This window comes from Kribbella sancticallisti (genome assembly GCF_039530625.1).
GTDB classification, from domain to species: domain Bacteria; phylum Actinomycetota; class Actinomycetes; order Propionibacteriales; family Kribbellaceae; genus Kribbella; species Kribbella sancticallisti.
Genome location: NZ_BAAAOS010000068.1, coordinates 109,182 through 133,916, shown reverse-complemented (window position 1 = coordinate 133,916; position 24,735 = coordinate 109,182). Strand labels below are relative to the sequence as shown.

General features: G+C 68.5%; 26 protein-coding genes and 1 tRNA gene. 14 read left to right on the top strand and 13 right to left on the bottom strand.

The window, feature by feature from the left end:
• Positions 1 to 71: 71 nt before the first annotated feature.
• From ABD255_RS42130 to ABD255_RS42120, 3 genes are all read right to left on the bottom strand, one after another.
• Positions 72 to 695 (bottom strand): CpaB family protein, encoded by a 624-nt coding sequence (locus tag ABD255_RS42130; protein ID WP_344222476.1) that lies wholly within the window; start codon positions 693 to 695, stop codon positions 72 to 74.
• Between the two features lie 65 nt (positions 696 to 760).
• The gene (locus tag ABD255_RS42125) at positions 761 to 1,147 is read right to left on the bottom strand and encodes an FmdB family zinc ribbon protein (RefSeq protein WP_344222475.1); all 387 of its coding nucleotides are present in this window, start codon (positions 1,145 to 1,147) and stop codon (positions 761 to 763) included.
• 98 nt (positions 1,148 to 1,245) lie between these two features.
• Complete coding sequence (locus ABD255_RS42120) at positions 1,246 to 1,713, bottom strand: DUF1203 domain-containing protein (RefSeq protein ID WP_344222474.1); 468 nt, start codon at positions 1,711 to 1,713, stop codon at positions 1,246 to 1,248.
• An 86-nt stretch (positions 1,714 to 1,799) separates the two neighbouring features.
• Between ABD255_RS42120 and ABD255_RS42115 the strand changes: the two genes are divergently transcribed.
• Positions 1,800 to 4,334 carry a penicillin acylase family protein gene (locus ABD255_RS42115; protein WP_344222473.1) on the top strand — a complete coding sequence of 845 codons (2,535 nt, stop codon included), beginning with the start codon at positions 1,800 to 1,802 and terminating at the stop codon, positions 4,332 to 4,334.
• 47 nt (positions 4,335 to 4,381) lie between these two features.
• Here the strand turns inward: ABD255_RS42115 and ABD255_RS42110 are convergent, their stop codons facing one another.
• From ABD255_RS42110 to ABD255_RS42100, 3 genes are all read right to left on the bottom strand, one after another.
• Positions 4,382 to 4,633, bottom strand: a complete 252-nt coding sequence (locus ABD255_RS42110; protein WP_344222472.1) for a hypothetical protein — start codon at positions 4,631 to 4,633, stop codon at positions 4,382 to 4,384.
• Complete coding sequence (locus ABD255_RS42105; protein ID WP_344222471.1) at positions 4,621 to 5,550, bottom strand: serine hydrolase domain-containing protein; 930 nt, start codon at positions 5,548 to 5,550, stop codon at positions 4,621 to 4,623. Before ABD255_RS42105 ends, ABD255_RS42110 begins: the two co-directional genes overlap by 13 nt.
• A 156-nt stretch (positions 5,551 to 5,706) precedes the next feature.
• The gene (locus ABD255_RS42100) at positions 5,707 to 6,273 is read right to left on the bottom strand and encodes a 5-formyltetrahydrofolate cyclo-ligase (protein WP_344222470.1); all 567 of its coding nucleotides are present in this window, start codon (positions 6,271 to 6,273) and stop codon (positions 5,707 to 5,709) included.
• A 126-nt stretch (positions 6,274 to 6,399) separates the two neighbouring features.
• On the opposite strand from ABD255_RS42100, the gene ABD255_RS42095 reads away from it, so the two are divergent.
• A complete protein-coding gene (locus ABD255_RS42095) occupies positions 6,400 to 7,788 on the top strand; it encodes a UTP--glucose-1-phosphate uridylyltransferase (protein ID WP_344222469.1) in 1,389 nt (462 codons plus the stop codon).
• On the top strand, positions 7,781 to 8,251 hold the full coding sequence (locus tag ABD255_RS42090) for a GNAT family N-acetyltransferase (RefSeq protein ID WP_344222468.1): 471 nt from the start codon (positions 7,781 to 7,783) through the stop codon (positions 8,249 to 8,251). The genes ABD255_RS42095 and ABD255_RS42090 overlap by 8 nt, the downstream gene beginning before the upstream one ends.
• Here ABD255_RS42090 and ABD255_RS42085 read toward each other — a convergent pair.
• Positions 8,211 to 9,269 (bottom strand): ArsR/SmtB family transcription factor, encoded by a 1,059-nt coding sequence (locus ABD255_RS42085; RefSeq protein ID WP_344222467.1) that lies wholly within the window; start codon positions 9,267 to 9,269, stop codon positions 8,211 to 8,213. The two genes, ABD255_RS42090 and ABD255_RS42085, sit on opposite strands and share 41 nt — an antisense overlap.
• Before the next feature lie 135 nt (positions 9,270 to 9,404).
• Here ABD255_RS42085 and ABD255_RS42080 point away from each other — a divergent pair, with 135 nt between their 5' ends.
• From ABD255_RS42080 to ABD255_RS42050, 7 genes are all read left to right on the top strand, one after another.
• On the top strand, positions 9,405 to 10,790 hold the full coding sequence (locus tag ABD255_RS42080; RefSeq protein WP_344222465.1) for an alpha/beta hydrolase: 1,386 nt from the start codon (positions 9,405 to 9,407) through the stop codon (positions 10,788 to 10,790).
• A 61-nt stretch (positions 10,791 to 10,851) separates the two neighbouring features.
• Positions 10,852 to 12,078 (top strand): molybdotransferase-like divisome protein Glp, encoded by a 1,227-nt coding sequence (gene glp, locus ABD255_RS42075; protein ID WP_344222464.1) that lies wholly within the window; start codon positions 10,852 to 10,854, stop codon positions 12,076 to 12,078.
• On the top strand, positions 12,075 to 12,557 hold the full coding sequence (gene moaC / locus ABD255_RS42070) for a cyclic pyranopterin monophosphate synthase MoaC (protein ID WP_344222463.1): 483 nt from the start codon (positions 12,075 to 12,077) through the stop codon (positions 12,555 to 12,557). The genes glp and moaC overlap by 4 nt, the downstream gene beginning before the upstream one ends.
• The gene (locus ABD255_RS42065) at positions 12,554 to 13,042 is read left to right on the top strand and encodes a MogA/MoaB family molybdenum cofactor biosynthesis protein (RefSeq protein ID WP_344222462.1); all 489 of its coding nucleotides are present in this window, start codon (positions 12,554 to 12,556) and stop codon (positions 13,040 to 13,042) included. Before moaC ends, ABD255_RS42065 begins: the two co-directional genes overlap by 4 nt.
• Positions 13,042 to 13,659: a GNAT family N-acetyltransferase gene (locus ABD255_RS42060; RefSeq protein WP_344222461.1), complete on the top strand. Its 618-nt coding sequence runs from the start codon at positions 13,042 to 13,044 to the stop codon at positions 13,657 to 13,659. Before ABD255_RS42065 ends, ABD255_RS42060 begins: the two co-directional genes overlap by 1 nt.
• Before the next feature lie 98 nt (positions 13,660 to 13,757).
• Entirely contained in the window at positions 13,758 to 14,591 is an 834-nt protein-coding gene (gene sepX / locus ABD255_RS42055) for a divisome protein SepX/GlpR (protein ID WP_344222460.1), read from the top strand.
• A 68-nt stretch (positions 14,592 to 14,659) separates the two neighbouring features.
• A tRNA-Ala gene (locus ABD255_RS42050) sits at positions 14,660 to 14,735 on the top strand.
• Positions 14,736 to 14,932: 197 nt separating this feature from the next.
• Here ABD255_RS42050 and ABD255_RS42045 read toward each other — a convergent pair.
• Together ABD255_RS42045 and ABD255_RS42040 are read right to left on the bottom strand one after the other, a co-directional pair.
• A complete protein-coding gene (locus ABD255_RS42045) occupies positions 14,933 to 15,754 on the bottom strand; it encodes a helix-turn-helix transcriptional regulator (RefSeq protein WP_344222459.1) in 822 nt (273 codons plus the stop codon).
• 6 nt (positions 15,755 to 15,760) lie between these two features.
• Positions 15,761 to 15,979, bottom strand: a complete 219-nt coding sequence (locus tag ABD255_RS42040; protein ID WP_344222458.1) for a hypothetical protein — start codon at positions 15,977 to 15,979, stop codon at positions 15,761 to 15,763.
• Positions 15,980 to 16,378: 399 nt separating this feature from the next.
• Here ABD255_RS42040 and ABD255_RS42035 point away from each other — a divergent pair, with 399 nt between their 5' ends.
• The 4 genes from ABD255_RS42035 to ABD255_RS42020 all read left to right on the top strand — a co-directional run bounded on the left by ABD255_RS42035 (position 16,379) and on the right by ABD255_RS42020 (position 21,533).
• Positions 16,379 to 16,777 (top strand): Fur family transcriptional regulator, encoded by a 399-nt coding sequence (locus tag ABD255_RS42035; RefSeq protein ID WP_344222491.1) that lies wholly within the window; start codon positions 16,379 to 16,381, stop codon positions 16,775 to 16,777.
• Between the two features lie 39 nt (positions 16,778 to 16,816).
• Positions 16,817 to 19,048, top strand: coding sequence for a catalase/peroxidase HPI (gene katG / locus ABD255_RS42030; RefSeq protein ID WP_344222490.1), 2,232 nt, complete (start codon positions 16,817 to 16,819; stop codon positions 19,046 to 19,048).
• Positions 19,049 to 19,575: 527 nt separating this feature from the next.
• A complete protein-coding gene (locus ABD255_RS42025; RefSeq protein WP_344222457.1) occupies positions 19,576 to 20,466 on the top strand; it encodes a hypothetical protein in 891 nt (296 codons plus the stop codon).
• Between the two features lie 80 nt (positions 20,467 to 20,546).
• Positions 20,547 to 21,533 (top strand): LuxR C-terminal-related transcriptional regulator, encoded by a 987-nt coding sequence (locus ABD255_RS42020; protein WP_344222456.1) that lies wholly within the window; start codon positions 20,547 to 20,549, stop codon positions 21,531 to 21,533.
• Between the two features lie 206 nt (positions 21,534 to 21,739).
• Here the strand turns inward: ABD255_RS42020 and ABD255_RS42015 are convergent, their stop codons facing one another.
• The 4 genes from ABD255_RS42015 to ABD255_RS42000 form a co-directional block, all read right to left on the bottom strand.
• Complete coding sequence (locus tag ABD255_RS42015) at positions 21,740 to 22,429, bottom strand: pentapeptide repeat-containing protein (RefSeq protein WP_344222455.1); 690 nt, start codon at positions 22,427 to 22,429, stop codon at positions 21,740 to 21,742.
• 141 nt (positions 22,430 to 22,570) lie between these two features.
• Positions 22,571 to 23,419 (bottom strand): ROK family protein, encoded by an 849-nt coding sequence (locus ABD255_RS42010; RefSeq protein ID WP_344222454.1) that lies wholly within the window; start codon positions 23,417 to 23,419, stop codon positions 22,571 to 22,573.
• Positions 23,420 to 23,446: 27 nt separating this feature from the next.
• On the bottom strand, positions 23,447 to 24,181 hold the full coding sequence (locus tag ABD255_RS42005) for a hypothetical protein (RefSeq protein WP_344222453.1): 735 nt from the start codon (positions 24,179 to 24,181) through the stop codon (positions 23,447 to 23,449).
• A 1-nt stretch (position 24,182) separates the two neighbouring features.
• Positions 24,183 to 24,710, bottom strand: coding sequence for a SigE family RNA polymerase sigma factor (locus tag ABD255_RS42000; RefSeq protein WP_344222452.1), 528 nt, complete (start codon positions 24,708 to 24,710; stop codon positions 24,183 to 24,185).
• Positions 24,711 to 24,735: the final 25 nt, after the last annotated feature.

Sequence of the window (24,735 nt, the reverse complement as noted above, 5' to 3'; positions counted from 1 at the left end):
CCTGGGCCGTCGGATCGCGAGCAACCGCGCCGACCCATCACCGATCGCCATCGGACGTGTCCGATACGTGATCAGCTGGTGTCGTGGGTCACGGCGATGGTCAGACGGGAGTTCGCGGTGGCCTGGGCGATGCGGGTGATGGTTTCGCGATCGGCGGCGATGACGATCAGAGCGCCCGTGGAACTGGAAGCACGCGGCGTGGGCAGCGCGAGGACTGGCGCGGCGCGGGCGAGTGGGATCGCGGAAGCGGATGTGGTGCTGGTGGCGGCGTAGAGGTCTATCCGGTCGCCGACTTGGAGAAGAGTGGCGAGATCGGGGTCGTCCAGGCGTACGGGATAGGCGAGTTGACCGGTGGGGAGTGCGGTGGGGGTGAGGAAGCGGGCGTCGGTGAGGGGCTCGCCGGAGCGCACAGGGCCGGCCAGGACGCGCTTGGTGACGTCGGTGCCCGGGCGTAAGACGCCGGTGGGCACGACTGGCGCAGGGAGTTGCAAAGTTCGGAGGTCGGCGTCGGCAGGGGCCGAGCCGCCTGGGAGATCCCGGGCGGCGGCGAGAACAGCGACTGTGGGTGCCGGGGGAGGGGAAAGTGCGGCCAGCGCGCAGTAGACGGCAGCGGCTGCGGACAGCCCCGCCAGCAGTCGGCGGTGCCAACGGGCGGCCTTGGCCAGGTCACGGAGGAAAGAATCAGTTCGGCTCATGCCAGGGAAAGTACGAGCCTTCGACCGCCGTTTTCCCGTTGTCCACAGGGAAAATCAGAGAAAGTTCAGGCCGCGCTGGTGTTGCTGCTGGACGAGGACGACCCCGACGAGGAGGAACCGGACGACGAGCCGCCGGAGGACGAGGACCCCGACGAGGAAGACCCGGACGACGACGATCCGGAGGACGACGATCCCGACTTCGACGACGAGGAGTCCGACGAAGAGGACGACGCCGACGCCGACTCGCTCTTGGCGCTGACCGTGCTGGTGCCGGACGAGCGGCTGTCGGTGCGGTAGAAGCCGGAGCCCTTGAAGACGACGCCGACCGCGTTGAAGACCTTGCGGAGCGTGCCCTCGCACTCGGGGCAGACCGTCAAGGCGTCGTCGGTGAAGCTCTGGCGGACCTCGAGCGAGTTACCACACTCGGTGCACTGGTACTGGTACGTCGGCACGTGATTCCCCTTCAAGCCGCTAGCACTCCTACTACTCGACTGCTAATAATGCGCCACAGGCCCGAAGTATTCCAACTTCGGGCCCACGATCGTCCGGTCTAGGCCGCTCTGCGCCGCACGGAGAAGTTCCAGCACCCCGCGATCACGTTCCGCACCTGCACCAGCGCCACCGCGGGGTCGTCGAAGAGGCGCTTCAGCTCTCCTTCGCTCTCACCGGGCTCGGCCAGCACACCGTCCAGCATCTGCCCGGCTGCGTCGTACGGCCGCAGTACTGCCTGGCGATCGAGGAAGTCGGCCGGGAAGGAGGAACCGGCGAACCCCGGACACCGGCCGGCATGGACGAACACCGGCCCGACCTCGGCGTACGGACCGCCCAGGGATGACGGCCGGTGGGAGATCAGCGCGATCCGCTCGCCCTCGCGGGACAGCCTCAGGCAGCAGCGCAGCGGCGCCCCGGCGCCCGAAGTACGGGGGATCACGCGGTGGCCGAAGTCGTCGTGGCCATTGCAGCGGATCCGGTCCAGGTCGGCCGGCGGGACGGGGACGAACTCGAGCTCAGTGATCATGTCCAGTGAACGCGGAAGGTACAGAATCCGTGAGGGTTGTGGATGCGGCATTTGGGGTGCGCGTCCGCATTCTCTAAGTTTGGTCCGTGCGTCGGCTGCTGCGAGTCATCATCGTGTCCGGAATCGTGCTCGCCACCTTGCTTCTGGTGGTGGCCGGGACCGGAGTTTTCGTCGTGCGTCACTCGTTCCCGACGTATGACGGGACGGTGGAGTTGTCGGGGCTCGACGCGGACGTCGAGGTGGTCCGCGACGCCAACGGGATCCCGCAGATCTACGCCGACCGGCCCAGCGACCTGTTCGCCGCGCAGGGCTACGTGCACGCCCAGGACCGCTTCTTCGAGATGGACTTCCGCCGGCACGTCACCTCCGGCCGGCTGGCCGAGCTGTTCGGCAAGAAGGCGCTGGAGACGGACAAGTTCGTCCGGACCCTCGGTTGGCGCCGGGTCGCGGAGAAGGAACTGGGCCTGCTCACCCCGGCCACCCGGCAGTACCTGGACGACTACGCGCGCGGCGTCAACGCGTACCTGAGCAACCACTCCGGATCCGGCCTCAGCCTCGAGTACGCCGTACTGTCGCTGAAGGGCACCGACTACCACCCGGAGCCGTGGACCGCGGCTGATTCGCTCGCCTGGCTGAAGGCGATGGCCTGGGATCTCGGCCGGGGCGGCATGGACGACGAGATCACCCGGACGAAGTTGGCCTCGAAGTTCCCGGCACGCAACGTCGCCAGCCTCTACCCGCAGTACCCGTACGACCGGAACGAGCCGATCATGTCGACCGGTGCCGTCGGCTCCGACGGGAAGTTCACCGCCGCCCCGGCGGAAACCGAAGCACGCCGCGGCATGCTGTCGGAGGAACTGCTCAAGTCGCTCGACACCGTCGACAAGGTGGCGAAGGGACTGCCCACGCTGCTCGGCAGTGGCGACGGCATCGGCTCGAACGCGTGGGTCGTGTCCGGCCAGCACACCACCACCGGCAAGCCGCTGCTCGCCAACGACCCGCACCTGGGCTCGACCATGCCGGGCATCTGGACCCAGGTCGGCCTGCACTGCAACACGGTGAAGGTCAGTTGCCCGTACGACGTGTCCGGGTTCAGCTTCTCGGGCCTGCCGGGCGTGGTCATCGGCCACAACAACGCGATCTCCTGGGGCTTCACCAACCTCGACCCGGACGTGACCGACCTGTACCTGGAGAAGTTCAGCGGCGATGGCGTCATCTACAACAACCGGGTCCAGCCGCTGATCACCCGGGAGGAGAAGTTCAAGGTCGCCGGCCAGGACGAGGAGGTGACGATCACCGTCCGGGAGTCCCGGCATGGGCCGATCATCTCCGACGTCGGAGACGACCAGCGGGAGGCCGGCGAGCTCGCGGCGCAGCGGCTGAAGAACCCCGAGGCGTACGGCATCGCCATCCAGTGGACGGCGCTGACCCCCGGCCGGACCGCGGACGCCCTGTTCGCGATGAACCGGGCCCAGGACTGGCAGTCGTTCCGCAACGCGGCGTCGCTGTTCGAGGCTCCCTCGCAGAACCTCGTCTACGCCGACCGCGACGGCCACATCGGCTATCAGGCTCCCGGGCGGGTGCCGATCCGCAACGTCGGCAACGGCGACTGGCCGGTGCCGGGCTGGGACCCGCAGTACCGGTGGAAGGGGTTCATCCCGTTCGCGGCGATGCCGACCGAGACCGATCCCGAGGACGGCATCATCGTGACCGCGAACCAGGCGGTCGTGCCGAAGACCTACCAGTACCAGTTGACCAACGACTGGGACTACGGCTACCGGTCGCAGCAGATCCTCGACCGGATCCGCGCGGCGGGCAAGCTGGACGTGAACTCGATGGCCGCGATCCAGTTGGACACGAAGAACCGGATCGCCGAGATCCTCGTCCCGTACCTGCTGCAGATCGCCATCGACGACGAGTTCGACCGCCAGGGCCAGGACACCTTGCGCAACTGGGACTTCACCCAGCCCGCGGACTCGGCGCCGGCGGCGTACTTCAACATCGTCTGGCGCAACCTGCTCGCGTTCACCTTCCAGGACCAGTTGCCCAAGGGCACCTGGCCGGAGGGCGGGTCGCGGTGGTTCGAGGTGATGCGGACGCTGATCATGCAGCCGAACAGCAGTTGGTGGGACGACCTGGAGACCCAGCAGAAGGAAAGCCGCGACGACATCCTGCGCGAGGCCCTCGTCGAAGGTCGCAAGGAGATCACCACCAAAATGGCGCGGGACCCCTCCAGCTGGGAATGGGGCAAGCTGCACAAGCTGACTCTGACCAACCAAACGATGGGCCAGTCCGGCATCGGTGTGGTGGACAAGCTGTTCAACCGCGGCCCGTACGAGCTCGGCGGCGGCTCGTCCACGGTCGACGCGACGGCCTGGGACGCCTCGAAGGGGTACACGGTGACCGCGACTCCGTCGATGCGGATGGTGGTCGATCTGTCCGACTTCGACAAGTCGCGCTGGATCAACCTGACCGGTGTCTCCGGGCACGCGTTCACGTCGAACTACACGGATCAGACCGACCTGTGGGTGCGCGGCGAGACGCTGCCGTGGGCCTTCACCAAGGGCGCGGTCGAGGCAGCCAGGGAGCACACGCTCACCTTCAGCAAACCTGAGAACTAGCGGAACATGAGAACTAGCGGAACCTGAGAACTAGCGGAACCTGAGAACTACGAAGGCTGGAAGGCGGTTTCGAAGGCTTCGAAGAGGGTGGGCGGCCAGGTCCAGAGTGCGCGCTGGGTCAGCAGCAGCACGACGGTCTGCTGCTCCGGCGCGGTCGACCACATTGTGCCGAGCCCGCCGGCCCAGCCGTAGCGTCCGCCGCCGACGGACAGGCCCAGACCCCACCCGTCGCCACCGAGGAATCCTGCGGCTGCCTCTCGTTGCTCGGCGGTCAGGTGGTCCGTGGTCAGCTGCCGCACCGCTTCGGGTGAGAGGATTCCGTTGCCTCGGCAAGCAGCATCTGGGTGAAGGCGTGGAAGTCGTCGACTGTCGAGATCAGTCCGCCGGATCCGTCCGGGAACGACGGCGGCTCGGACCACTGGCTCTCGGTCGCGGTGTCGAACACCTCGTCGTCGAGGTAGGCGGTCGTCAGCCGATCCGGATCGGTGGCGGTGAAGCCGGTATCGATCATTCCCAGCGGCTCGAACAACCGCTCACGCAGGAAATCCTCCAGCGGCATCCCGGCCGCTCGCGCGATCAGTACTCCGAGCAGGTGCGAGCCGGTCGAGTACTGCCAGCGCTCGCCCGGCTGATACTGCAGCGGCAGGGTGCCGAGTCGCTGGATCCACCCGTCGGGTTCCAAGGGGGAGCGGGGCTTGGGTGGTCCGAAGGTCCGCAGCTCCAATTCCTCCTCGCGCTGCCGGATCTCTGGGTGGTCGGTCTCGCCCAATCCCATTCGGAAGGTCAGTAAATCGTGCACGGTGATCGGGCGCGCCGCCGGAACGGTGTCGTCCAGGGGGCCATCTGGCTGCCGCAGTACTCGTGGTTCGGCGAGTTCGGGGAGGAGTTCGCCGATCGGATCGTCGAGGAACAGACGCCCGGAGTCGACCAGCATCATCGTCGCCGCAGCCACGATCGGCTTCGTGAAGGACGCCACCCGGAACAAGCTGTCCCGCCGCATCACCCCGCCGTCGCCCAGGCGCTGGGCGCCGCTGCTGTCCTCGTCGCCGGCGGTGGAGAGGGCGCCGTGGCTGCCGCTGCCGGTGTTGCCGGGGAAGGCGAGGTTGCCGAAGGTCTCGATGTGGGGTTTGCCGGCGTGGCTTACCAGCGTGATGGCGCCGGCGAGTTCGCCGCGGTCGACGTGGGAGCGGACTGCATCGTTCAGGCGGTTGAGCATCCGACCTCTCCTCTCACCTCGTTGATCGCGGCGCGGAACAATGCCAGATCCCACTAGACCGGCCCGAGCGTCGCGTCCTCGAAGTCTGACCACAATGTAGGCCCCACCCACGGTCGGGATCGGGACATCCTGCCGGCGCAGCTCGGTGACAGCCCGTTAGTTACCGCGAGCCAGTCGCACCAGGCGGGTGGGAGTGAGAGCCGCGTGCACCGGCCGATCGTGGGGATCCGCCGGCAGGGACTCGACGATCTCGGCGTCCCGGACGATCGCCCAGACCGGCGTACCGGGGGAGACGCGGGCGAGAGCACGGTCGTACGAACCACCGCCTCGCCCGAGCCGTACTCCGTTGAGGTCCACCGCGAGCGCGGGGCAGATCACCAGTTCGGCCGTGGTGATCGCGTCGGCCCCGAGGTCGACCGGTGGCTCGGACAGCCCGAGCCGCCCGGGAACCAGGTCAGCCGCGCCCGGCGCGATACCCCAGCCCAGGTCGTTGTCGGCGTACAGGACCGGCAGGAGCACCTCGCGGCCGGAGGCGAGCAGCCAGTCGATCAGGGGGCCGGTCTGGGGTTCGACGCCCATCGAGACGTAGAGCGCGATTCTCCCGGCAGCCACTACCTCCGCCTGCTCGCGGGCCGTGGCCAGCAGCCCGGGACCGGTCGGCGCGGCGGCCGCCTGCCGGGCGGCCAACAGTTCGTGGCGCAGAGCCGCCTTGGGGGAGAACACAGCGCGATCCTATGACCAGGAGTGATCGGGGTATGGCTGATCATTCCCCGCGTGCTGCGCGAGCGGGGAATGATCAGCCATACCCATCTAACCCCGCGGTTACATCGCGTCCCCTAGGGTTGGTCCATGAGTGAGGCAGGACTTCAGCAGGCACAGGAGAAGATGCGCGCGGCTGGCGCGGCCGAGGTCGCGATCAAGGTCTTCTCGCACTACTACCGGTTACTCGAGTCGGGTCAGCAGGGCGCGATCCGCGAGGACGACATCGACCCGGTGGGCGAGCTGCCACACCTCGACAATCTCGACCCGGACGCCGACGCCCGACGGGCGGCGCTCGCCGAGACCGTCGTGATCAAGCTGAACGGCGGCCTGGGGACATCGATGGGCGTCACCGGGCCGAAGTCGGCGCTGCCGGTCAAGGACGGCCTGAGCTTCCTCGACATCATCGCCCGGCAGATCCTCGCCACCCGCCGGGCGTACGACGTCGAGCTGCCCCTGGTCCTGATGAACTCCTTCCGCACCAAGGACGAGTCCCTGGCAGTACTGCGTGAGTACTCCGACCTGCCGGTGGACGGGATCCCGCTCGACTTCATGCAGAACATGGAGCCCAAGCTGCTCGCCGACGACCTCACCCCGGCGGAGTGGCCCGACGACCCCGAGCTCGCCTGGTGCCCGCCCGGCCACGGCGACCTCTACACGGCACTGGTCGCGTCCGGCACGCTCGACGTACTGCGCGAGCGGGGCTTCAAGCACGCGTTCATCTCCAACGCCGACAACCTCGGCGCCACCCCGGACGGCCGGATCGCCGCCTGGATGGCCGAGCACGACGTGCCGTTCGGGATGGAGGTCTGCCGCCGGACCAGGTCGGACCGCAAGGGCGGCCACGTGGCGGTCCGCAAGTCCGACGGCCGGCTGATCCTGCGCGACAGTGCCCAGGTGCACGCCGACGACGCGAAGCACTTCCAGGATGTCAGTCGGCACAAGACCTTCAACACGAACAACCTCTGGATCGACCTCGACCGGCTGGCCGACCTGATGGCTGGTCACGACGGCGTGCTCGGCCTGCCGATCATCGTGAACCACAAGACCGTCGACCCGGCCGACTCGGACTCGCCCCAGGTGATCCAGCTGGAGACCGCGATGGGGACCGCGATCGAGACCTTCGAGGGGTCCCAGGCGGTGGTCGTGGACCGGAGCCGGTTCAAGCCGGTGAAGACGACGAACGACCTGCTCGTACTGCGCTCCGACGTGTACGACCTGGACGAGAGCGGCGACCTGACCACCCGGCACGAGGGCGACGAGCCGTACGTCGACCTCGACCCGGAGTACTACAAGATCCTGGCCGACTTCGAGGCGCGGTTCCCGGCCGGGGCGCCGTCGTTGCTGCTGGCCGACCGGCTCGAGGTCCGCGGTGATGTTGCCTTCGGCAAGGATGTGGTGATCATCGGCGAGGTCGAGCTGGACGTGCCGGCCGGCGAGCGGAGGCAGATCGAGGACGGGACCGAGCTTCGTGGATGACGTCTGGGTCCGGCCGCTCGAGCCGTCCGACACGGACGAGGCAGCCGCGGTCTGGTGGCGGTCCCGGCATGCTCCGGGCGCGCAGTTGCCGCCGGCGATCCACAGCGAGGAGCAGGTACGCGGCTGGTTCGCCGACGTGCTGCTGCCGGACGGGCAGACCTGGGTAGCGCTCGACTCTGAGCGGATCGTCGCAGTACTGACGCTGGACGGGGATGACCTCGACCAGTTGTACGTCGACCCGGAGGTGGCGGGCCAGGGGGTCGGCTCGACGCTGGTGGACCTGGCGAAGGACCTGCGGCCGGGTGGACTCGCTCTGTGGACCTTCCAGATCAACACCCGAGCCCAGGCCTTCTACAAGCGCCACGGGTTCACTGAAGTACGCCGTACCGACGGGGCTGCCAACGAGGAGCGCGTGCCGGACATCAGGATGGTGTGGGGCGCGCATCCCGAGGCGGTGTCGTGAGCCGGTCCGCGGCGGGGGTTCTGGCGTAGTACACCTCGCGGCCGAGGCGGCGGCGCTCGACCAGACCGCTGCTGTGTAGTCGCCCGAGGTGGTACGAGACGGTGGCCTTGGACAACCCGAGGCGAGCAGCCAGGCTGTGGCCGGGTTGGGGGACCTCGAGGGCGGCGATCAGACGATGGCGAGTTCCCAGCCCTTCGGCGGCGCTCTCCTGGGATGCCACGCCGGTCGCGTGGGGTCCGATGACGAGCGCGCGGGCGCGGCAGGGGTAGCCGACCAGTAGTTCGTCGCCGGAGACGACCAGGGAACGGCCGCCGTCGAGCAGTACCGAAGGCGCCAGGACAATGCGGTGGCGCAGCCGCGTCAGGTCGACCTCCAGCGGCGAATCGAGCTGTGCCGCTCGGCCGTCCCACTCCTCGCCGTCGACGAGTTCGAGGGCGGCTGAGGACATGCCGGCGGACTTCACCAGTTGCAGGCGATGCATCACGTCGGTCTCGGTCACCGATCGGATCACCGGCCAGGTGGGCGCCAGCAGCACCTGCCAGGCCTCGCGCAGAGCCTGCTCGGCGGCAGCCAGCAACGGACCGCTCTGCCCGCCCCACGCCCCCGCGACCAGTTTGCTCGGCGCCTTGCGCCACTTCGCCGCAACAGCCGGTACCACGCCCATGTGGCCGGCGAAGCGTTCGTCGACCGGTCCCAGTTGGTAGGTGAGGCGCAGGTGCGCGCGCAGGTCGTCGAGGGGAGTTGCGGCGACCGCAGCCAGTTCGGCCTCGGCGCTCGGCCGGTACTGGTCGGTGAGCGGGATAAGGAAGTCCGGGACAGAGTGCGTCGCGGGATCGATCAGGTCGAGCAGTAAAGCGCGACTCCGGGGCGACACCTGCGACCAGCGCCTCGGTAGCCACGCCGGTGGTTGGTGTGGACGCTGCTGGATCCACAGGACCGCGTGGATGACGTGCATCAGCGGTGACACTGTGAAGCGCAGTGTGGACAACTGGTGGTCGTTCAGGCCGAGCCGGATCATCTCAGTCCTCCCGCGGCTCATCATCGCCCGCGGTGGGGTCGCCTCGGGAGAGTTCGAAGGTCTCGAATGGATGGCGGTCGAGGCCGCGACCGGGGTGAGGTGAGCCACCAGCGCCCGACCGGTTTGGAGCCCACGATGCGCCGACACCGCCACTCCGTCCTCCTGACGGCAGCCACCCTGACCGCCGCCCTGCTGTTGGGTGGAAGCTCCGCCCAGGCGAGCTCAACTGTCGGCACGGGGACGGGGTGGACTGGGCTCAGCCAGTGTGTTCAGCCTGAGCTCGCTACCTATCTATGTGGCGAACTGACTGTTCGGCTCGATCGGAGTGATCCACGGAGCAAGACCCTCGACCTGCCGGTGCTGGTGGCAGGCAACCCAGAGGCTGACCGCACCATGCTGATGCTCACCGGCGACCCCGGCCAGCCCGGGCCGAGTCTCGCGCCGCGCGTGCTCCAGGCGTTCGAAGGCATCAAGAACGACTACCGCATCGTCATGCTCGACCAACGAGGCACCGGCGCGAACGCACTGAACTGCCCAGAGCTACAGAACGAGCGCGGCGGTGCGGACCTCCGGGTGCCGAGCCGCGCCGCAGTACTGGCTTGTGCGGCGACCCTAGGCGCCGACCGAGAGCACTACGCGACGACAGACTCCGTAGCAGATTACGAGGACCTCCGGCGGGCCCTGAAGGTGGACCGCTGGGCTGTCAACGGTGTCTCCTACGGCACCTACACAGCCCAGCGCTACGCCGCCGCTCACCGGTCCAGAGTCACCCACCTCGTGCTCGACTCGGTTGTACCGGTTGATTCGTTCCACGCTGAGTTGGCGGAGACCTTTGGCGAGTTCGCCCGCGTACTGCGTGATGTCTGCACCACTCCCGGCCGCAACTGCCCAGGCGATCCGGCCGCCGACCTGGCTTCCGTGCTGCAGCGTGACCCGGCCCTCGGACCGCGACTGCTCGAGATGGTCACGATGATGAGCTACGCCGATCCCGCTCGCTTCCTCTTCGCCCCGGAGGCACTGCACGCTGCGGCGGCCGGCGACAACACCAGGCTGAGGGACCTCCTTGCACTGGTCGACAGGTTCAGCCAGGCGCCGGCTTCGCAGTACAGCCAGGGGATTCAGGCGTCGACCCTCTGCCTCGACGTGGACTTCCCCTGGGGTGGAGCACAGTCGGCCGAGCAGTCACGGGCGCGTAAGGCGGACAAGGCAGTCAACAGACTGACTCCTGCCCAGCTATGGCCCTTCAACGCCGCGACGGCGCGAGGGAACGGGTTAATGGTGATGTGCGAGTACTGGCCCAAGGTCAAGGACCGGGAGGTGCACCGGTTGTCACTGGTGGGTGTCAACGCCTTGCTGCTCCACGGCGAGCGCGACCTCGGTACTCCGCTCGTCTGGGCGCGCGAAGCTCACCGGGACATCCCAGGGTCACAACTGGTCGTAGTACCGGACGGCGGGCACTCCCTGCAGGTCGGTGGAGCGGGCACCGTGCGGCAGACCGTCACGGAGTTCCTGCTGCGCTGAGCGACCGCGGCGAACCTACGCACGGTCTGGCCGCCTACCCCGAGCGACTAGAGTCGCCTGCGTGAGACGGAGCGTTGACCAGCATCTGGAAGCAGTACTCGGCAGGGTGAGGCCCCTGCCGCCATTCGAGCAGCCGCTGATGGAGGCGCTCGGGCTGGTGATCTGCGAGGACGTCGTGTCGCCCGTGAGCCTCCCGGGCTTCGACAACTCGGCCATGGACGGTTACGCGGTGCAGGCGCAGGACCTGGCCGGCGCCAGCCAAGAGAACCCGATCACCCTGCCAGTGGTCGGCGAGATCGCCGCTGGGCGGAGTGAGCCCATCGTGGTGACCGCCGGTACCTGCGTACGCATCATGACGGGTGCACCGATGCCCCGCGGCGCCGACAGCGTCGTACCGGTCGAGTGGACCGACGGTGGAACCGCCACTGTCCGGATCGCGCAGCAGCCGCAGCAAGGAGCCTCCGTACGCCGGGCCGGCGAGGACCTCCAGGCGGGTGACAAGGTGATGGACCGCGACACCGTGCTCGGGCCGCGGCAGATCGCCGTACTCGCGGCGGTCGGCCGGGCGCGCGTCACCGTCCGCCCCCGGCCGCGGGTGGTCATCGTGTCCACCGGCGCCGAGCTCCGCGAGCCGGGCACCCGGCTGGGCGAGGGGCAGATCTACGACTCCAACAGCTACACGCTCGCGGCGGCGGCCCGACAGGCCGGGGCCGTCGTCTACCGGGTCGGCATCGTGGACGACGACCCGAAGAAGATCATGGACACGCTGTCGGACCAGTTGGTCCGCGCCGACCTGGTGATCACCTCCGGTGGCGTCAGCAAGGGCGTCTACGACGTGGTCAAGGAGGTCCTGACCAAGCTCGGCACGATCGACTTCCCCGAGGTCGCGATGCAGCCGGGCAAGCCGCAGGGCTTCGGCGTGATGGGCGACGACGAGGTGCCGATCTTCACCCTGCCGGGCAACCCGGTCTCGGCGTACGTGTCGTTCGAGGTGTTCGTCCGGCCCGCGCTGCGCAAGCTGATGGGCGCGATGCCGTACCGCCGGCCGACCGTGCAGGGGATCGTGCTCGACGGATTCTCGTCACCGGCCGGGCGGCGCCAGTTCGTCCGCGCAGCGGCCACCTCCGGCGACGAGGGGTGGATGGCCAGTACAGTCGGCGGCCACGGCTCGCACCTGCTCGGCGGGTTGAGCCGCTCGAACGCGCTGATCGTGGTACCCGAGGACGTCACCACCGTCCGGGCCGGCGACAGTGCCGAACTCTGGCTGCTGGACGAGGAGACCGGATGACCGAATCGGCCGGGGGGCTGACCCACGTGGACGCCGCCGGCGCCGCCCGGATGGTCGACGTCTCCGCGAAGGAGACCGGGGCCCGCCGAGCGGTTGCCTCTGGCAAGGTTTATGTCTCGGCCGAGGTGGTCGCGGCACTGCGGGGCGACGGCGTACCGAAGGGTGACGCGCTGGCGGTGGCGCGAATCGCCGGGATCATGGGGGCGAAGAAGACCCCTGACCTGGTGCCGCTGTGCCACCCGATCGCGATCACCGGGGCCAAAGTCGACCTGGAGGTGGCGGACGACGCAGTACTGATCGTTGCCACCGTGAAGACGACCGACCGCACAGGTGTCGAGATGGAGGCGCTGACCGCGGTCGCCGTCGCGGGACTGGCCGTCATCGACATGGTGAAGGCGCTCGACCCGGCGGCAGTGCTGTCCGACGTACGGGTGGAGCTGAAAGAAGGCGGCAAGACCGGGCACTGGGAGAGACCGTGAGAGCTCTGGTCGTCAGCATCTCGAACCGGGCCGCTGCCGGGGTCTACACCGACACCACTGGTCCGCTGATCGCGGAACGCCTGGCTGAGTGGGGTTTCGAGGTCGACGGGCCGAAGGTCGTGCCCGACGGGGCTCCTGTCGGGGAGGCCCTGGTCGCGGCGGTAGAGGCGTCGTACGACGTAGTACTGACGACAGGTGGTACGGGTATCTCGCCTACGGACGAGACGCCGGAGCGTACTGCGGCTGTGCTCGAGCTGGAGATCCCCGGGATCGCTGAGGCCATCCGTGCCTATGGCGTAGCCCAGGGGATTCCTACTGCCGCGCTGTCGCGAGGACTGGCCGGAGTGGCCGGCAAGACGGTGATCGTGAACCTGCCCGGCTCACGTGGTGGTGTCAAAGACGGGCTCACGGTGCTGCAGCCGATCCTGCGGCACGCTGTCGACCAGGTGCGCGGTGGGGACCACCCGCGGACGGATCAGGACTGATGGCGGTCGTGCACTGGCCCGTGGAACTCCACCACGGGCAGGTCGGACTCAGGCCCCTGAAGGCCTCTGACGGCGCCGAATGGAGCGCTGCACGCCAACGGAACATCAGTTGGCTGCGTCCTTGGGACGCGACGCAACCGCCCGGTGCAGACGACGGAGCACGCACTTTCCGGGCCATGGCCCGCGACTGGAACCGCCAAGCCCGATACGGCCGGATGCTCCCCTTCGTCATCACGTACGCCGGTGCCGCCGGCGCGGGTAGTCGCGCGAAGCGGCCGCTGGTCGGGCAGTTGACGGTGTCGGGCATCACCTACGGATCGGCCCGCTGGGCGAACCTCGGCTACTGGATCGACGAGCAGTACGCCGGCCGCGGGATCGTTCCGACGGCAGTGGCGCTGGCGGCGGACCATTGCTGGTTCACCCTCGGCCTGCATCGCATCGAGGTCGCGATCCGCCCCGAGAACAAGGCAAGTCTGCGCGTGGTCGAGAAACTGGGCTTCCGCTACGAAGGGGAACGGCCGCGCTTCCTGCACATCGACGGAGAGTGGCGGGACCATCGCATCTTCGCCCTGAACGTGGAGGAAGTCGGGCCCGGGCTGGTAGCACGACTGACCTGATCACGCTGCGTGCCTATTCACACCAGTCACACGAGTCTTCTTGCGACACACCGGCCCACATACCGGACGTGACCCGTTCGTGGTCTTAGCGTCGTCGCATGGGGACGACAGGGCTGATCTATGTGGCGATCGTCGCCGCGTGGGCCGCCTACCTCGTCCCGATGCTGCTGAAGCGCAACGACGAGGTGAGCCGGCGCCGCTCGGCGGAGAAGTACTCGTCGTCGGCCGCGCGCGTTCTGTCCCGGCAGACCGACGTGCAGGCGCGCTCGCGGTACGTCGTCCGACCTCCGGGTTCGTCGTCGTCTTCCGAATCCTCTTCCGATGACGTCGGGTCGGATCCGTCGCCGCCGACGCGACACGTCCCGAACCGAGCCCGCCGGGTGGCCGCTATGCGCCGCCGGCGGGTCCTGTCGATCCTGACTCTTTCGCTGTTGTCGGTGACCGCGCTGGCCGGCCTGGGCATCCTGCTCTGGTGGACGGTCGCGATGCCGGCCACCCTGATCGTCGCCTTCGTCGTGCTCACCCGGGTGCAGTTGCGTCGCCAGGCCCGCGAGCGGGTGGCCCTGGCGGCCGAGCGTCGTGCCCGCGCCGAAGCACACCACGACCGCGGCCCGGCGACGGCACCCGTCACGTCGCCGGACCACGAGATGACGATCGAGGTCAAGCTCCCCGAGCCGGAGCCCGTCGTCGTCGAGAAGAAGCCCGAGCCTGCCGCCGAAGGCCTGTGGGACCCGGTGCCGGTGACGCTGCCGACGTACGTTCTCAAGGAGAAGGCGCCGGACCGGACGGTCCGGACGATCAGCCTGTCCGGCCCCGAGGTCTTCTCCTCAGCCCGTACCGCGGACCCCGAGCCCGAGGCGGCCCCTGTCGTACCGGAGCCTGCGCCTGCCCCGCTCGAGGAGCCGGAGATCCGCCGGGCGGTCGGCGACTGATCCCAGTTTCAGGCCGCGCCGCTTTGCGTGTTAGAGTTTCGCGGTCGCAAGGCACCAAGCGACAACCTGGGGCTGTGGCGCAGTTGGTAGCGCGCTTCGTTCGCAACGAAGAGGCCAGGGGTTCGAATCCCCTCAGCTCCACCAGGCGGCTGGCGGCGTGTGTCCACGGAAAGCGTGGAGCTCGCCGCCTGGTTATTTGTGCGGCGCTTCGCGCCGCGGGCGGGGGCTTCGCCACCCGCACCCCCCTTGCTGGGGCTGGGGTCGCTGGGAAGGCCCGCGGTTGTGGCCGGGGCTCTCCGTATGGCGCGGGTGCTGGCTGGGGTTGTTGCCTTTGGCATCTGTTACCAGTGAGGGCCGGCGGAGTTCAGGTGGGGTTGGGTCAGCCAGGTTCTCGGGCGGTTGATGGGGTCTGGCTCGTCGTCTTCCAGCCACTGGTGGCCTTCGGGGGTGCGGTGGTGGCCTTTGTGGAGTTCGCCTAGGGCGCAGGGCTTGTTTGTTTGGGGGTGGTTGTTGGGGCAGGTGGTGCTGGTGGCTCGCACTAGAGCTTCTTTGAATTCGATCTGTTCGGATCTGGTGGCGCCTAAGGCTGCGACGACCTCGCGGAGGCGGGTGGGGTCTGGTTTGCGTTTGCCGGTGAACCAGGCGTGGAGGGTGGACTTGGGGATGTTGGTGTCGGCTTCGACCTGGCGGACGGAGTCGGTGCCGTTGCGGCCGGCCAGGGCGCCCAGGGAGACACCTAGTTCTTGGAGTGTGCTGACCTGGCGGAGTCTGATGACTAGAGGGTCGGGGGCGCGGAGGCCTTCCAGTGCTCGCTGCCAGGACTGGTCGGCTTGTTGCCAGTACCAGTCGTCGTCGGGGTGGCCTAGTGGGTGGTTCTGCAGTCTTAGATGGACGCTGCGGGTGGTGCTCCAGAGTTCCCACCAGGAATAGAGCACGCCGCCGCCGACGCCGCAGCCGTTCAGGTAGGCGCTGATGAGCGGCCACCTCGAGAGGCGCTTGCCGTCGGTGGCCCGGACGAGTTGGGTGTGGTCGAGGCCGACCACCTTCGCCAGTTGGCGAACGGTCAGGCCCGAGGCGAGGCGAGCCTGCTTCAGCAGGAGGGCGAACTCAGGCAAGTAGTCCTGTCGCGTGGTGCGGCTCAGTTCGGGGGCTTGCGCTGACATCGGGGTTCACCGGCCGGTGGCGCTGCTGAGCACGTTGCGCGTGAGCGCGGTACCGGCGGCCGCGGCCGCGGTGGCAAGCAGAGCGATCGAGCTGACGACGACCGAGAGTTCCTGTCCCCGCCGGAGTAGGGCGGCAGCCAGACCCAGTACCGCGACGAAGACGGCGATCCGAAGTGCCAGCACGACGATCACCAGCACCACGGTTGGCCGGCGCGGACGGCGCACGGGGCGAGGGTTGCGGGACATTGCTTCCTCCAAGCTTCCTGCCGCGCGGAGGGCGGCGAGACTGAGCGGGCGGCGAGATGCACGTGCATTTGCACGTGCGTTATGGGGAAGTTACCCACGGCGATGGCAGGGGTAAAGCTCAGGACGGCGTGCCCTGGTGCCGTTTTCGGGGCGCTGGTGACGATCGGGCCGGCAAAAGCGCGCTGACCTGCGGAAATGCCGTTCCAACTGTCCCGGCCCGTCCCGGCCTTCCCGGGGCATCCCCGGCCAGCCCCACCCTGCCCTCGCGGTCGCCGCGGTCGCCGCGCGAGATGACGCGCCCGGCCAAACCAGAATCTTGACTGGTTCCAGAAAAGACGGCAGGATTCGGGCGTGCCGACCAGCCCCGAACTGCAGCAGATGTTGCGGGACGCTGCGTTGCGGGTCACGCGGCCGCGGGTCGCGGTACTGACCGCGGTCCACGCCTACCCACATGCCGACACGGACTCGATCATCGGTGCTGTGCGCCGGGATCTCCCCGAGGTCTCCCACCAAGCTGTCTACGACTGTCTGGCCGCGCTCACCGCCGCCCGGCTGGTACGGCGTATTCAGCCGTCCGGGTCCGTGGCCCGGTACGAGTCGCGGGTTGGGGACAACCACCACCACGTCATCTGCCGGTCGTGCGGCGCCATCGCCGATGTCGACTGTGCCGTCGGGCCTGCGCCGTGCCTGACCGCCTCCGATGACAGCGGCTTCGTGATCGACGAGGCCGAGGTCATCTATTGGGGTCTCTGTGCTGAATGCTCCACCACCGAATAACGTCCCGGAAGGAAACGCATGACTGAAAACCACCAGCCGATGCCCGGAGAGTCGAGTCCGGAGAGCCAGGGCGAGGGCGGGCAGGGCGGCTGCCCGGTCGCGCACGGCAGCCGTGCGCCGCACCCGACGAGCGGCAGCGCGAACCGTGGCTGGTGGCCGAACCAGCTCAACCTGAAGATCCTCGCCAAGAACCCCGCCGTCTCGAACCCGCTGGGTGAGTCGTTCGACTACGCCGAGGCGTTCAAGACCCTCGACCTGGCCGAGGTGAAGCGGGACATCGCGGAGGTGCTGACCACCTCGCAGGACTGGTGGCCGGCCGACTTCGGGCACTACGGCCCGTTCATGATCCGGATGGCGTGGCACAGCGCCGGGACGTACCGGATCAGCGACGGCCGCGGTGGCGCCGGCGCCGGGCAGCAGCGGTTCGCGCCGCTGAACAGCTGGCCGGACAACGGCAACCTCGACAAGGCCCGCCGGCTGCTGTGGCCGGTCAAGAAGAAGTACGGCCAGAAGCTGTCCTGGGCCGACCTGATGATCCTCACCGGCAACGTGGCGCTGGAGTCGATGGGCTTCAAGACCTTCGGGTACGCCGGTGGTCGCGCCGACGTCTGGGAGCCGGACGAGGACGTGTACTGGGGTCCGGAGACCACCTGGCTCGGAGACGAGCGCTACACGGGTGACCGCGAGCTCGAGAAGCCGCTGGGCGCAGTACAGATGGGTCTCATCTACGTGAACCCGGAAGGCCCGAACGGCAACCCGGACCCGCTGGCCTCGGCCCGGGACATCCGCGAGACCTTCGGCCGGATGGCGATGAACGACGAGGAGACCGTCGCGCTGATCGCCGGTGGGCACACCTTCGGCAAGACTCACGGTGCGGCCGACCCCGAGCAGTACGTCGGTGCCGAGCCCGAGGGCGCTCCGCTCGAGGAGCAGGGCCTGGGCTGGAAGAACACCTTCGGCACCGGCAAGGGCGCGGACACCATCACCAGCGGGCTCGAGGGGATCTGGACCGACACCCCGATCAGCTGGGACAACAGCTTCTTCGAGATCCTGTTCGGCTACGAGTGGGAGCTGTTCAAGAGCCCCGCGGGGGCGAACCAGTGGCGACCGAAGGACGGCGCCGGCGCGGAGACCGTGCCGGACGCGCACGACTCGTCGAAGCGGGTCGCGCCGACGATGCTGACGACCGACCTGGCGCTGCGCGTCGACCCGATTTACGAGCAGATCTCGCGGCGCTTCCTGGAGAACCCCGCGGAGTTCGCGGACGCGTTCGCTCGCGCCTGGTTCAAGCTGACGCACCGTGACATGGGCCCGATCGTTCGCTACCTCGGCTCGGAGGTCCCGTCCGAGGTACTGATCTGGCAGGACCCGCTGCCGGCCGTGACCCACGAGTTGGTCGGTGAGAACGAGGTCAACGCGCTCAAGGCGCAGATCCTCGCCTCGGGTCTGTCCGTCTCCCAGTTGGTCTCCACCGCGTGGGCGTCGGCGTCGTCGTTCCGTGGCAGCGACAAGCGGGGCGGCGCCAACGGTGCCCGGATCCGCCTGCAGCCGCAGGCCGGCTGGGAGGTGAACAACCCTGACGAGCTCGCGACCGTACTGCGTACGCTCGAAGGCATCCAGGAGTCCTTCAACGCGGCCCAGCCCGGCGGCAAGCAGATCTCCCTGGCCGACCTGATCGTGCTGGCCGGGTCCGCCGCCGTCGAAGCGGCCGCCAAGAACGCCGGGTACGACGTCGTGGTCCCGTTCACGCCGGGTCGTACCGACGCGTCGCAGGAGCAGACCGACGTCGACTCGTTCGCCGCGCTCGAGCCGGCCGTGGACGGCTTCCGCAACTACGTCGGCAAGGGAAACCGGCTCCCGGCCGAGTACCTCCTGCTCGACAAGGCGAACCTGCTGACCCTGAGCGCGCCCGAACTGACCGTCCTGGTCGGCGGCCTCCGGGTCCTCGGCGCGAACTACCAGCACTCCCCGCTGGGCGTCTTCACCGAGAACTCCGGCTCGCTGACCAACGACTTCTTCGTGAACCTGCTCGACCTCGGCACCGAGTGGACGCCGACGTCGAAGGACGCGGAGACCTTCGAGGGCCGCGACCTCGCCACCGGCGAGGTCAAATGGACCGGCAGCCGCGCCGACCTGGTCTTCGGCTCGAACTCCGAACTGCGCGCCGTCGCCGAGGTCTACGCGAGCGACGACGCTCAGCAGAAGTTCGTCGAGGACTTCGTCGCCGCCTGGGTCAAGGTGATGGAACTCGACCGCTTCGACCTCGCCTGATCCATAGTCACCGAGAGGCCGGTCTCCGACAGGGGGCCGGCCTCTTCACTTGTACTGCGTACGCCGCCTCACCCTGGGAATGAGGGCGAGCTCGGCGGAGCCTCATTCGGTGGGGGATGGGCAGGTTGTACGGAGGGTGACAAGGTTGGGGTCACTCAGGGGGAAGCGGGGGGAAAGCCGGGGCCGCGCGGGGGGCTTGGTGGGCTCGGTGCAAGGCGGTCGCGGGTGGTGGTGAGGAGTTCGGTCGAGGATCTGGTGGCCCGGCCGACGGTGGACTGAGACGGGTGGGCTCGGCGAGGTGGTGAGCTCGACCCGACGACGGAACGCCGGCGTACAGGGAAGCGCTCGTCCTCACCACCCGCGGTCGCGAAGCGCGACCGCGGCGCGAGGCAACACGGCGGTCGCGAAGCACCACCGCGGCGCGAGGCAACACCGCGGGCGCGAAGCACCGCCGCGGTCGCGAAGCGCGACCCGCGAGGAATGAAAACCCTGCTGCGGTGGACTCCCCGCAGTGAGACAGTCGGGGGATGAGCCTCGTCGAGATCGCCTGCGACGAGTCCGGCTATGAGGGCGAGAAGCTGGTCGGTGGGGTCACCGACGTCTTCGCCCACGCCAGTGTGGTGCTGGACGAGGCCGCGGCCGCGGAGTGTGTCGCCGAGTTGCGGCGCAGGATCCGTTCTCCCGCGACGGTCTACAAGGCGAATCACCTCCAGAGGTCGAAGCACCGGCCAGTGCTGCTGTGGTTACTCGGCCCGGAAGGACCCGTGCTGGGCAACGCGCAGGTGCTGCTGGTCGACAAGACGTACTTCCTGGTCGCGCGGCTCACCGAGCACCTGGTCGGGCTCGCGCCGGACGACCTGTACGCCGCGGGGCGCAGTACGGGCGGTACTGCGTGGGAAGACTTCCTCGCCGCCGGCAACTACCTCCTACGAGTACGGGACTACCCCGACGTGGTGCCGAACTTCTTCCAGAGCCTCGACAAGCTGGAGTTCGAGGACGCGACCCTGACCGCGTTGCGGCAGTCGAGGGAGTATGCCGAGGAGGTCCGCGCGAAGCTGTTCGAGCTGCCGCGGATGATCCCGCCGCTCGATCCGTTGCTTCCCGCAATCGCCCGCGCGGTCGAGTACTGGGGGCACGACGAACCGGTCGCAGTCGCCCATGACCGCCAGACCACCTTGTGGCCGGAGCGAATCGAGCAGTTGCGGCTCGGTGCGAGACTGGCCAGGCTCGAATTGGTTGACTCGTTCATCCACTCCGGCATTCAGGTCGCCGACTTCCTGGCCGGCGTCGCCCGGAAGATCGCCTCGGACCAGTTGAAGGGCGAGGACGACGCCGAGCTGACCGCGTTGATCCGGCCCTACCTGGATCCGCGGTCCGTCTGGGGTGATCCGGCCAGCTGGAAACGCCTCACCTCCTGATCCCTTGGCAGCTCTGCCGGACCCGGGCATAGTTCGAAGTGCGAGGGAAGTGGACGAGCTGCAGGGGAAATCGCGGACCCATGACTGCTGACCGGCCCGTCCCGCTGCGGGTGGATGCCGAGACGGCGATCATCCTGCGCGAGGCGTACCACAAGATCCAGTCGCTGTATCGGGGCGACCACTACGGCCTGTACGACTACGTCCGCGCGGTGGCCGGCAAGATCGCCCGGGTCGACACCTTCTACGTCGGCTTCCTGCACGGCGCGAACCGGGTCCGCTACCCCTATGGCTACGACTCCGGCCAGTACATCGACCCGGACACCCACACCTTCGGCCCGAACGGCCAGACGGCCTGGCTGCTGAAGCACCGCCAGACCTACCGCCTCGCCTACGACAACGGCGCCGTACTGCGCTCAGGTGTTCCCATCGGCGACACCACCCGGGCCTCGGCGGATGCCGTCACCGTGCCGATCTTCCGCTCGGGTGACGGCGGGGCGGACCGGTTGTTCGGCATGCTCTCGATGCACAGCTACCAGCCGAACAGCTACGACGACAACGCGGTCCGCGCGTTCGAGTGGTTGGCCGGACTGGTGGCGCGGGTGCTGACCCGCGAGGGTGAGGACTTAGAGGCGTTGCGCCGCTTGCCGGCCGGCGACGAGGGGCCGAACCTGCTGACCTCCGACCGGGTGATGGAGTACCTCGGGCACCAGATCGCGTCGCTGCGGGCGATCGCCATCGAGGCGATGGACGAACCGGAGGCCGCGGGCGCCGCGATCCAGGGGCATCTTGGCCGGCTCGTGCGCGCCACCGAGCAGATCCAGTCGGAACTGGTCGAGATGATGCTCGACACGGACGAAGGCCCCGAGCGGCGCTACGCCAGCCTGACCCGCGCCCAGCAAGGCGTGGCCGTCCTGCTGGTCGACGACCTCGACAACGACCAGCTCGCGGCGGAGCTCGGCATCAGCCTGAACACGGTGAAGACGCACCTCAGCGCGATCCTCAAGAAGTACGGCATGGTCAACCGCGCCCAGGTCGCCGACGACATCCGGAAGTATCTGGCCCGTTGAATCTCGTCGCCCGCCACCCCGGCAGGCATTGCCGGGCGGCGGGGTGGGATGAGAAGGTCTGAGTTACTTGAAGGCCTGAATTAAGTCGGCCACCCAAAACCCCGCCGCCCTGGGAGTGCTCTGTGACGATCACCGCCGACACCACCTCATCGCTGAAGCTCTTGGTCGACGGCTACAACGCCTGACCCCGAGGCGCCCCGGCGGCCTCAGTCGAGGTCGTCGGGGTCGCCGAGTTTGATGCCGAGGGCGGCGGCCATCGCGAGGGTGACGGCGAGGGTGTCGATGGGGGAGGAGTTGGCGATGGTGGCGCCGGAAAGGCTGCCGATGCCGCGGGTGCCGTCCCAGGTGCAGTCGACGAAGACGGCGCCGGCGGCGCTCACCTGGGAGAACTCGACCGCGGTCAGGTCGCAGCGCCGGAACACCGTGCCGCTCAGGTCGGCGGAGACGAAGTCCGCGTTCTGCAGCCGGCAGTCGGTGAACTCGACCTTGTGGAACTTCGCGAACCGGAACGAACTGAAGTCCAGCACGGAGTCCCGCACCGTCGCGTGCTGCAGGCTCATCCCGGGCCCGGCGAACCCGGTCAGCCGCGAGGAGGAGATCGCCACCCGTGTCCCCGAGGCGTCCGACCAGCGTGCGTTGGCCAGATCGCAGTGGTCCAGCTCGAGGTCGACGACGATCAGCTTCTCCAGGTCCGAGCCGCCGAGGTTGCACCGGGTCAGCCGCGTGCCGCTGATTTCCAGGTGCTCGGCCTCGAGGTCGCTCAGGTCCTGGTCGGTGAGCGCCAGATCGGTGAGGCGGTCCTCGTCGTCCACCTCGTCCGCGGTCAGCGCCTTGTCGTCGAGTTGAGTGCGCAACCGGGGCGCGGCGATCTTGGCAGCAGGCTTACGAGGAGGCATGCCCGCCACCGTAACCCCCACCTCCGTCAGTTTCCGCCGCCGTCACCTCACGCCGCTGTCACCTCACGCCGCTGCCACCTCACACCGCCGTCACTCACGCCGCCGTCAGTTTGCGCCGCCGTCAACGCGGCCTCGGTCGGCTCAGCCCGTACTGCGCTCGTAGTGTGCCGCGGCGCCGAGCAGCGCGGAGTGCTCCGCGTCCTCGGTCGGGGCGACGTCGAACGGGAACACCGACGCGACCAGATCGAAGGCGCCGGCGATCGACCCACCCAGCACCACCTTCGTCGCCCCGAACCGCTCCAACCACGGAACCAGCGCCGCCGACAACGCCCCAAACGCGTCCAGCAGTGCGTCTCGCGCGACAACCTCACCACCTCGAGCGCGATCGGCGATCTCCTTGACCCCGATCCCGTCCTCCTCCGCGCCGACCCGGTCGAAGTACGAGCGAAGAATCGCCCGCGCGGAGATCCACTCCTCGATCTCGCGACCCTCGTACTCCGTCCGGTAGAGCTCGCCGCCGGGCGGAACCTCGTCGCCCGTACGGACCGCCCGCCCGTCGTCGAGGAAGGCCGACCCGATCCCGGTGCCGACGGTGATGCCCGCACACCGATCGTGCCCCCGCAGTACGCCGGCCCCCCACTCGCCGACGGTGAACGCCTCCGCGTCGTTCAGAAAGACGACCCGGTCCAGCCCGAGTTCGTCGCGCAGGCTCTGCCCGAGGTCGTGGCCGTAGAGGGAGGCGAACTTGTCGCGCCGGTACCACGCGACGCCGGCCTCGAAGTCGAACGGGCCCGGTATCGCCACCGCCAACCCACTTGCCAACGGCAACTGCCTGGCCGCCGCCACCAGTTGCGCCACGATCTCCCCAGCCGGCAGCTTCGAGTCCAGCTTGGCCCGATGCACCCCGTCGACCACCCACTCACCAGGGCGTACCACCGCTGCCGTCACGTGACTCCCACCGATCTCCAGGACCGGTACACCCGAACTCATGCGCCCATCATCCCTGACGGGACGCGGTCACCTGTTGGCGGCGAGGTACTCGTCCTCGCCTGCGTACTTGAACCTGACCTTGACGTGTGGCTCGGGACCAGGCCAAGGAGTGGGAACGTGGCGCCGGTACACGAAGTAGCCGTTCGCAACAGTCGCCTGCCCGACGTGGCCGTCCTCCGTCTCTACGGTGACGCGTGGGATACCGCTGCGCACCAGCCCGAACACAGTGGTGACACTTGCCCGTGGGCTGACCTCATCCCTCGTGACGCCGGCCGGGGTTTTCCGGAGCAGGATGCCTTGCGCCGACCCGCCGAGCACCACGCTGGAATAGGCGCTCCACTTGACTGTCTGTGTGACGCAGAAGACGACGGTGCGGTCCTTCGGCGACTGCCGTACCGCGGCGGAGCCGTACTGATCGTCGACGAACAGTACGGCGGGCCAGGCCCAGCCGTTGTTGTCCCCCGTACCGTTGGATCGAGTGCAGCCCGAATTGCGGTTCTGGGCCGGGCCGGGTGTCTTGTTCGGTGCGCTCGGGTTCGTCGGTTCGGTGGAGACCGGCGGCTCGATGGCTTCGGTGAGGTCGAGCGCGACGGTGGTCCCGGTGGCGACGATGGCGACGGCCGCCAGGACGGCGACGGCGCTCGCGAGACGACGTCTGCGCACCCGCCTCCGGCTGGCCGCCAGGAGGTCCTCGATGTCCGGAACGAAGCGGTCGAGGCGGTCGGAGGCCTGGTCCATCAGGTCTTTCAGCTGACCATTCATGTCAGCCTCCAAGTCCGGCGAAGTCGGTGAGGTCGGCGAGGGCTGGGTGGAGGCGGAGTTTGTCCAGGGCTCGCAGGGTCTGGCTCTTGACGGTGCCGGGGCGGCAGCCGAGAACCTCGGCGGTCTCATCGACGGAGAGCTCGTCGAAGTAGCGGAGTACTACGCAGGCCCGCTGGCGTTCTGGGAGCTCGGCCAGCGCCTGGGTGATCAGCAGGCGGTTCTCCAGCATGGCGAGCGGGTCCGACGGATCGGGCTCGGCGGCGAAGTAGCTGTCGCCGCCGACCAGTTCGGTGCTCGACCGGCGGCGGAGGGCGTCGAGGGTGGTCGAGACCACCACCTTGCGGGCGTAGGCGCTGACAGAGCCTTTGCGCTGCAACCGCGGCCAGAGCCGGTACAGCCGGATGAGCGCCTCCTGGGTGGCATCCTCAGCGCGTCGCCAGTCGCCGCACAGCAGGTACGACGTCCGGCAGAGCCCGTTGGCGTGATGGGTCACGAAATCGACGTAGTCGCTCTCCGCCTCGCTCCGCACGCTCACCTCCTTCACAGCGTCGCGC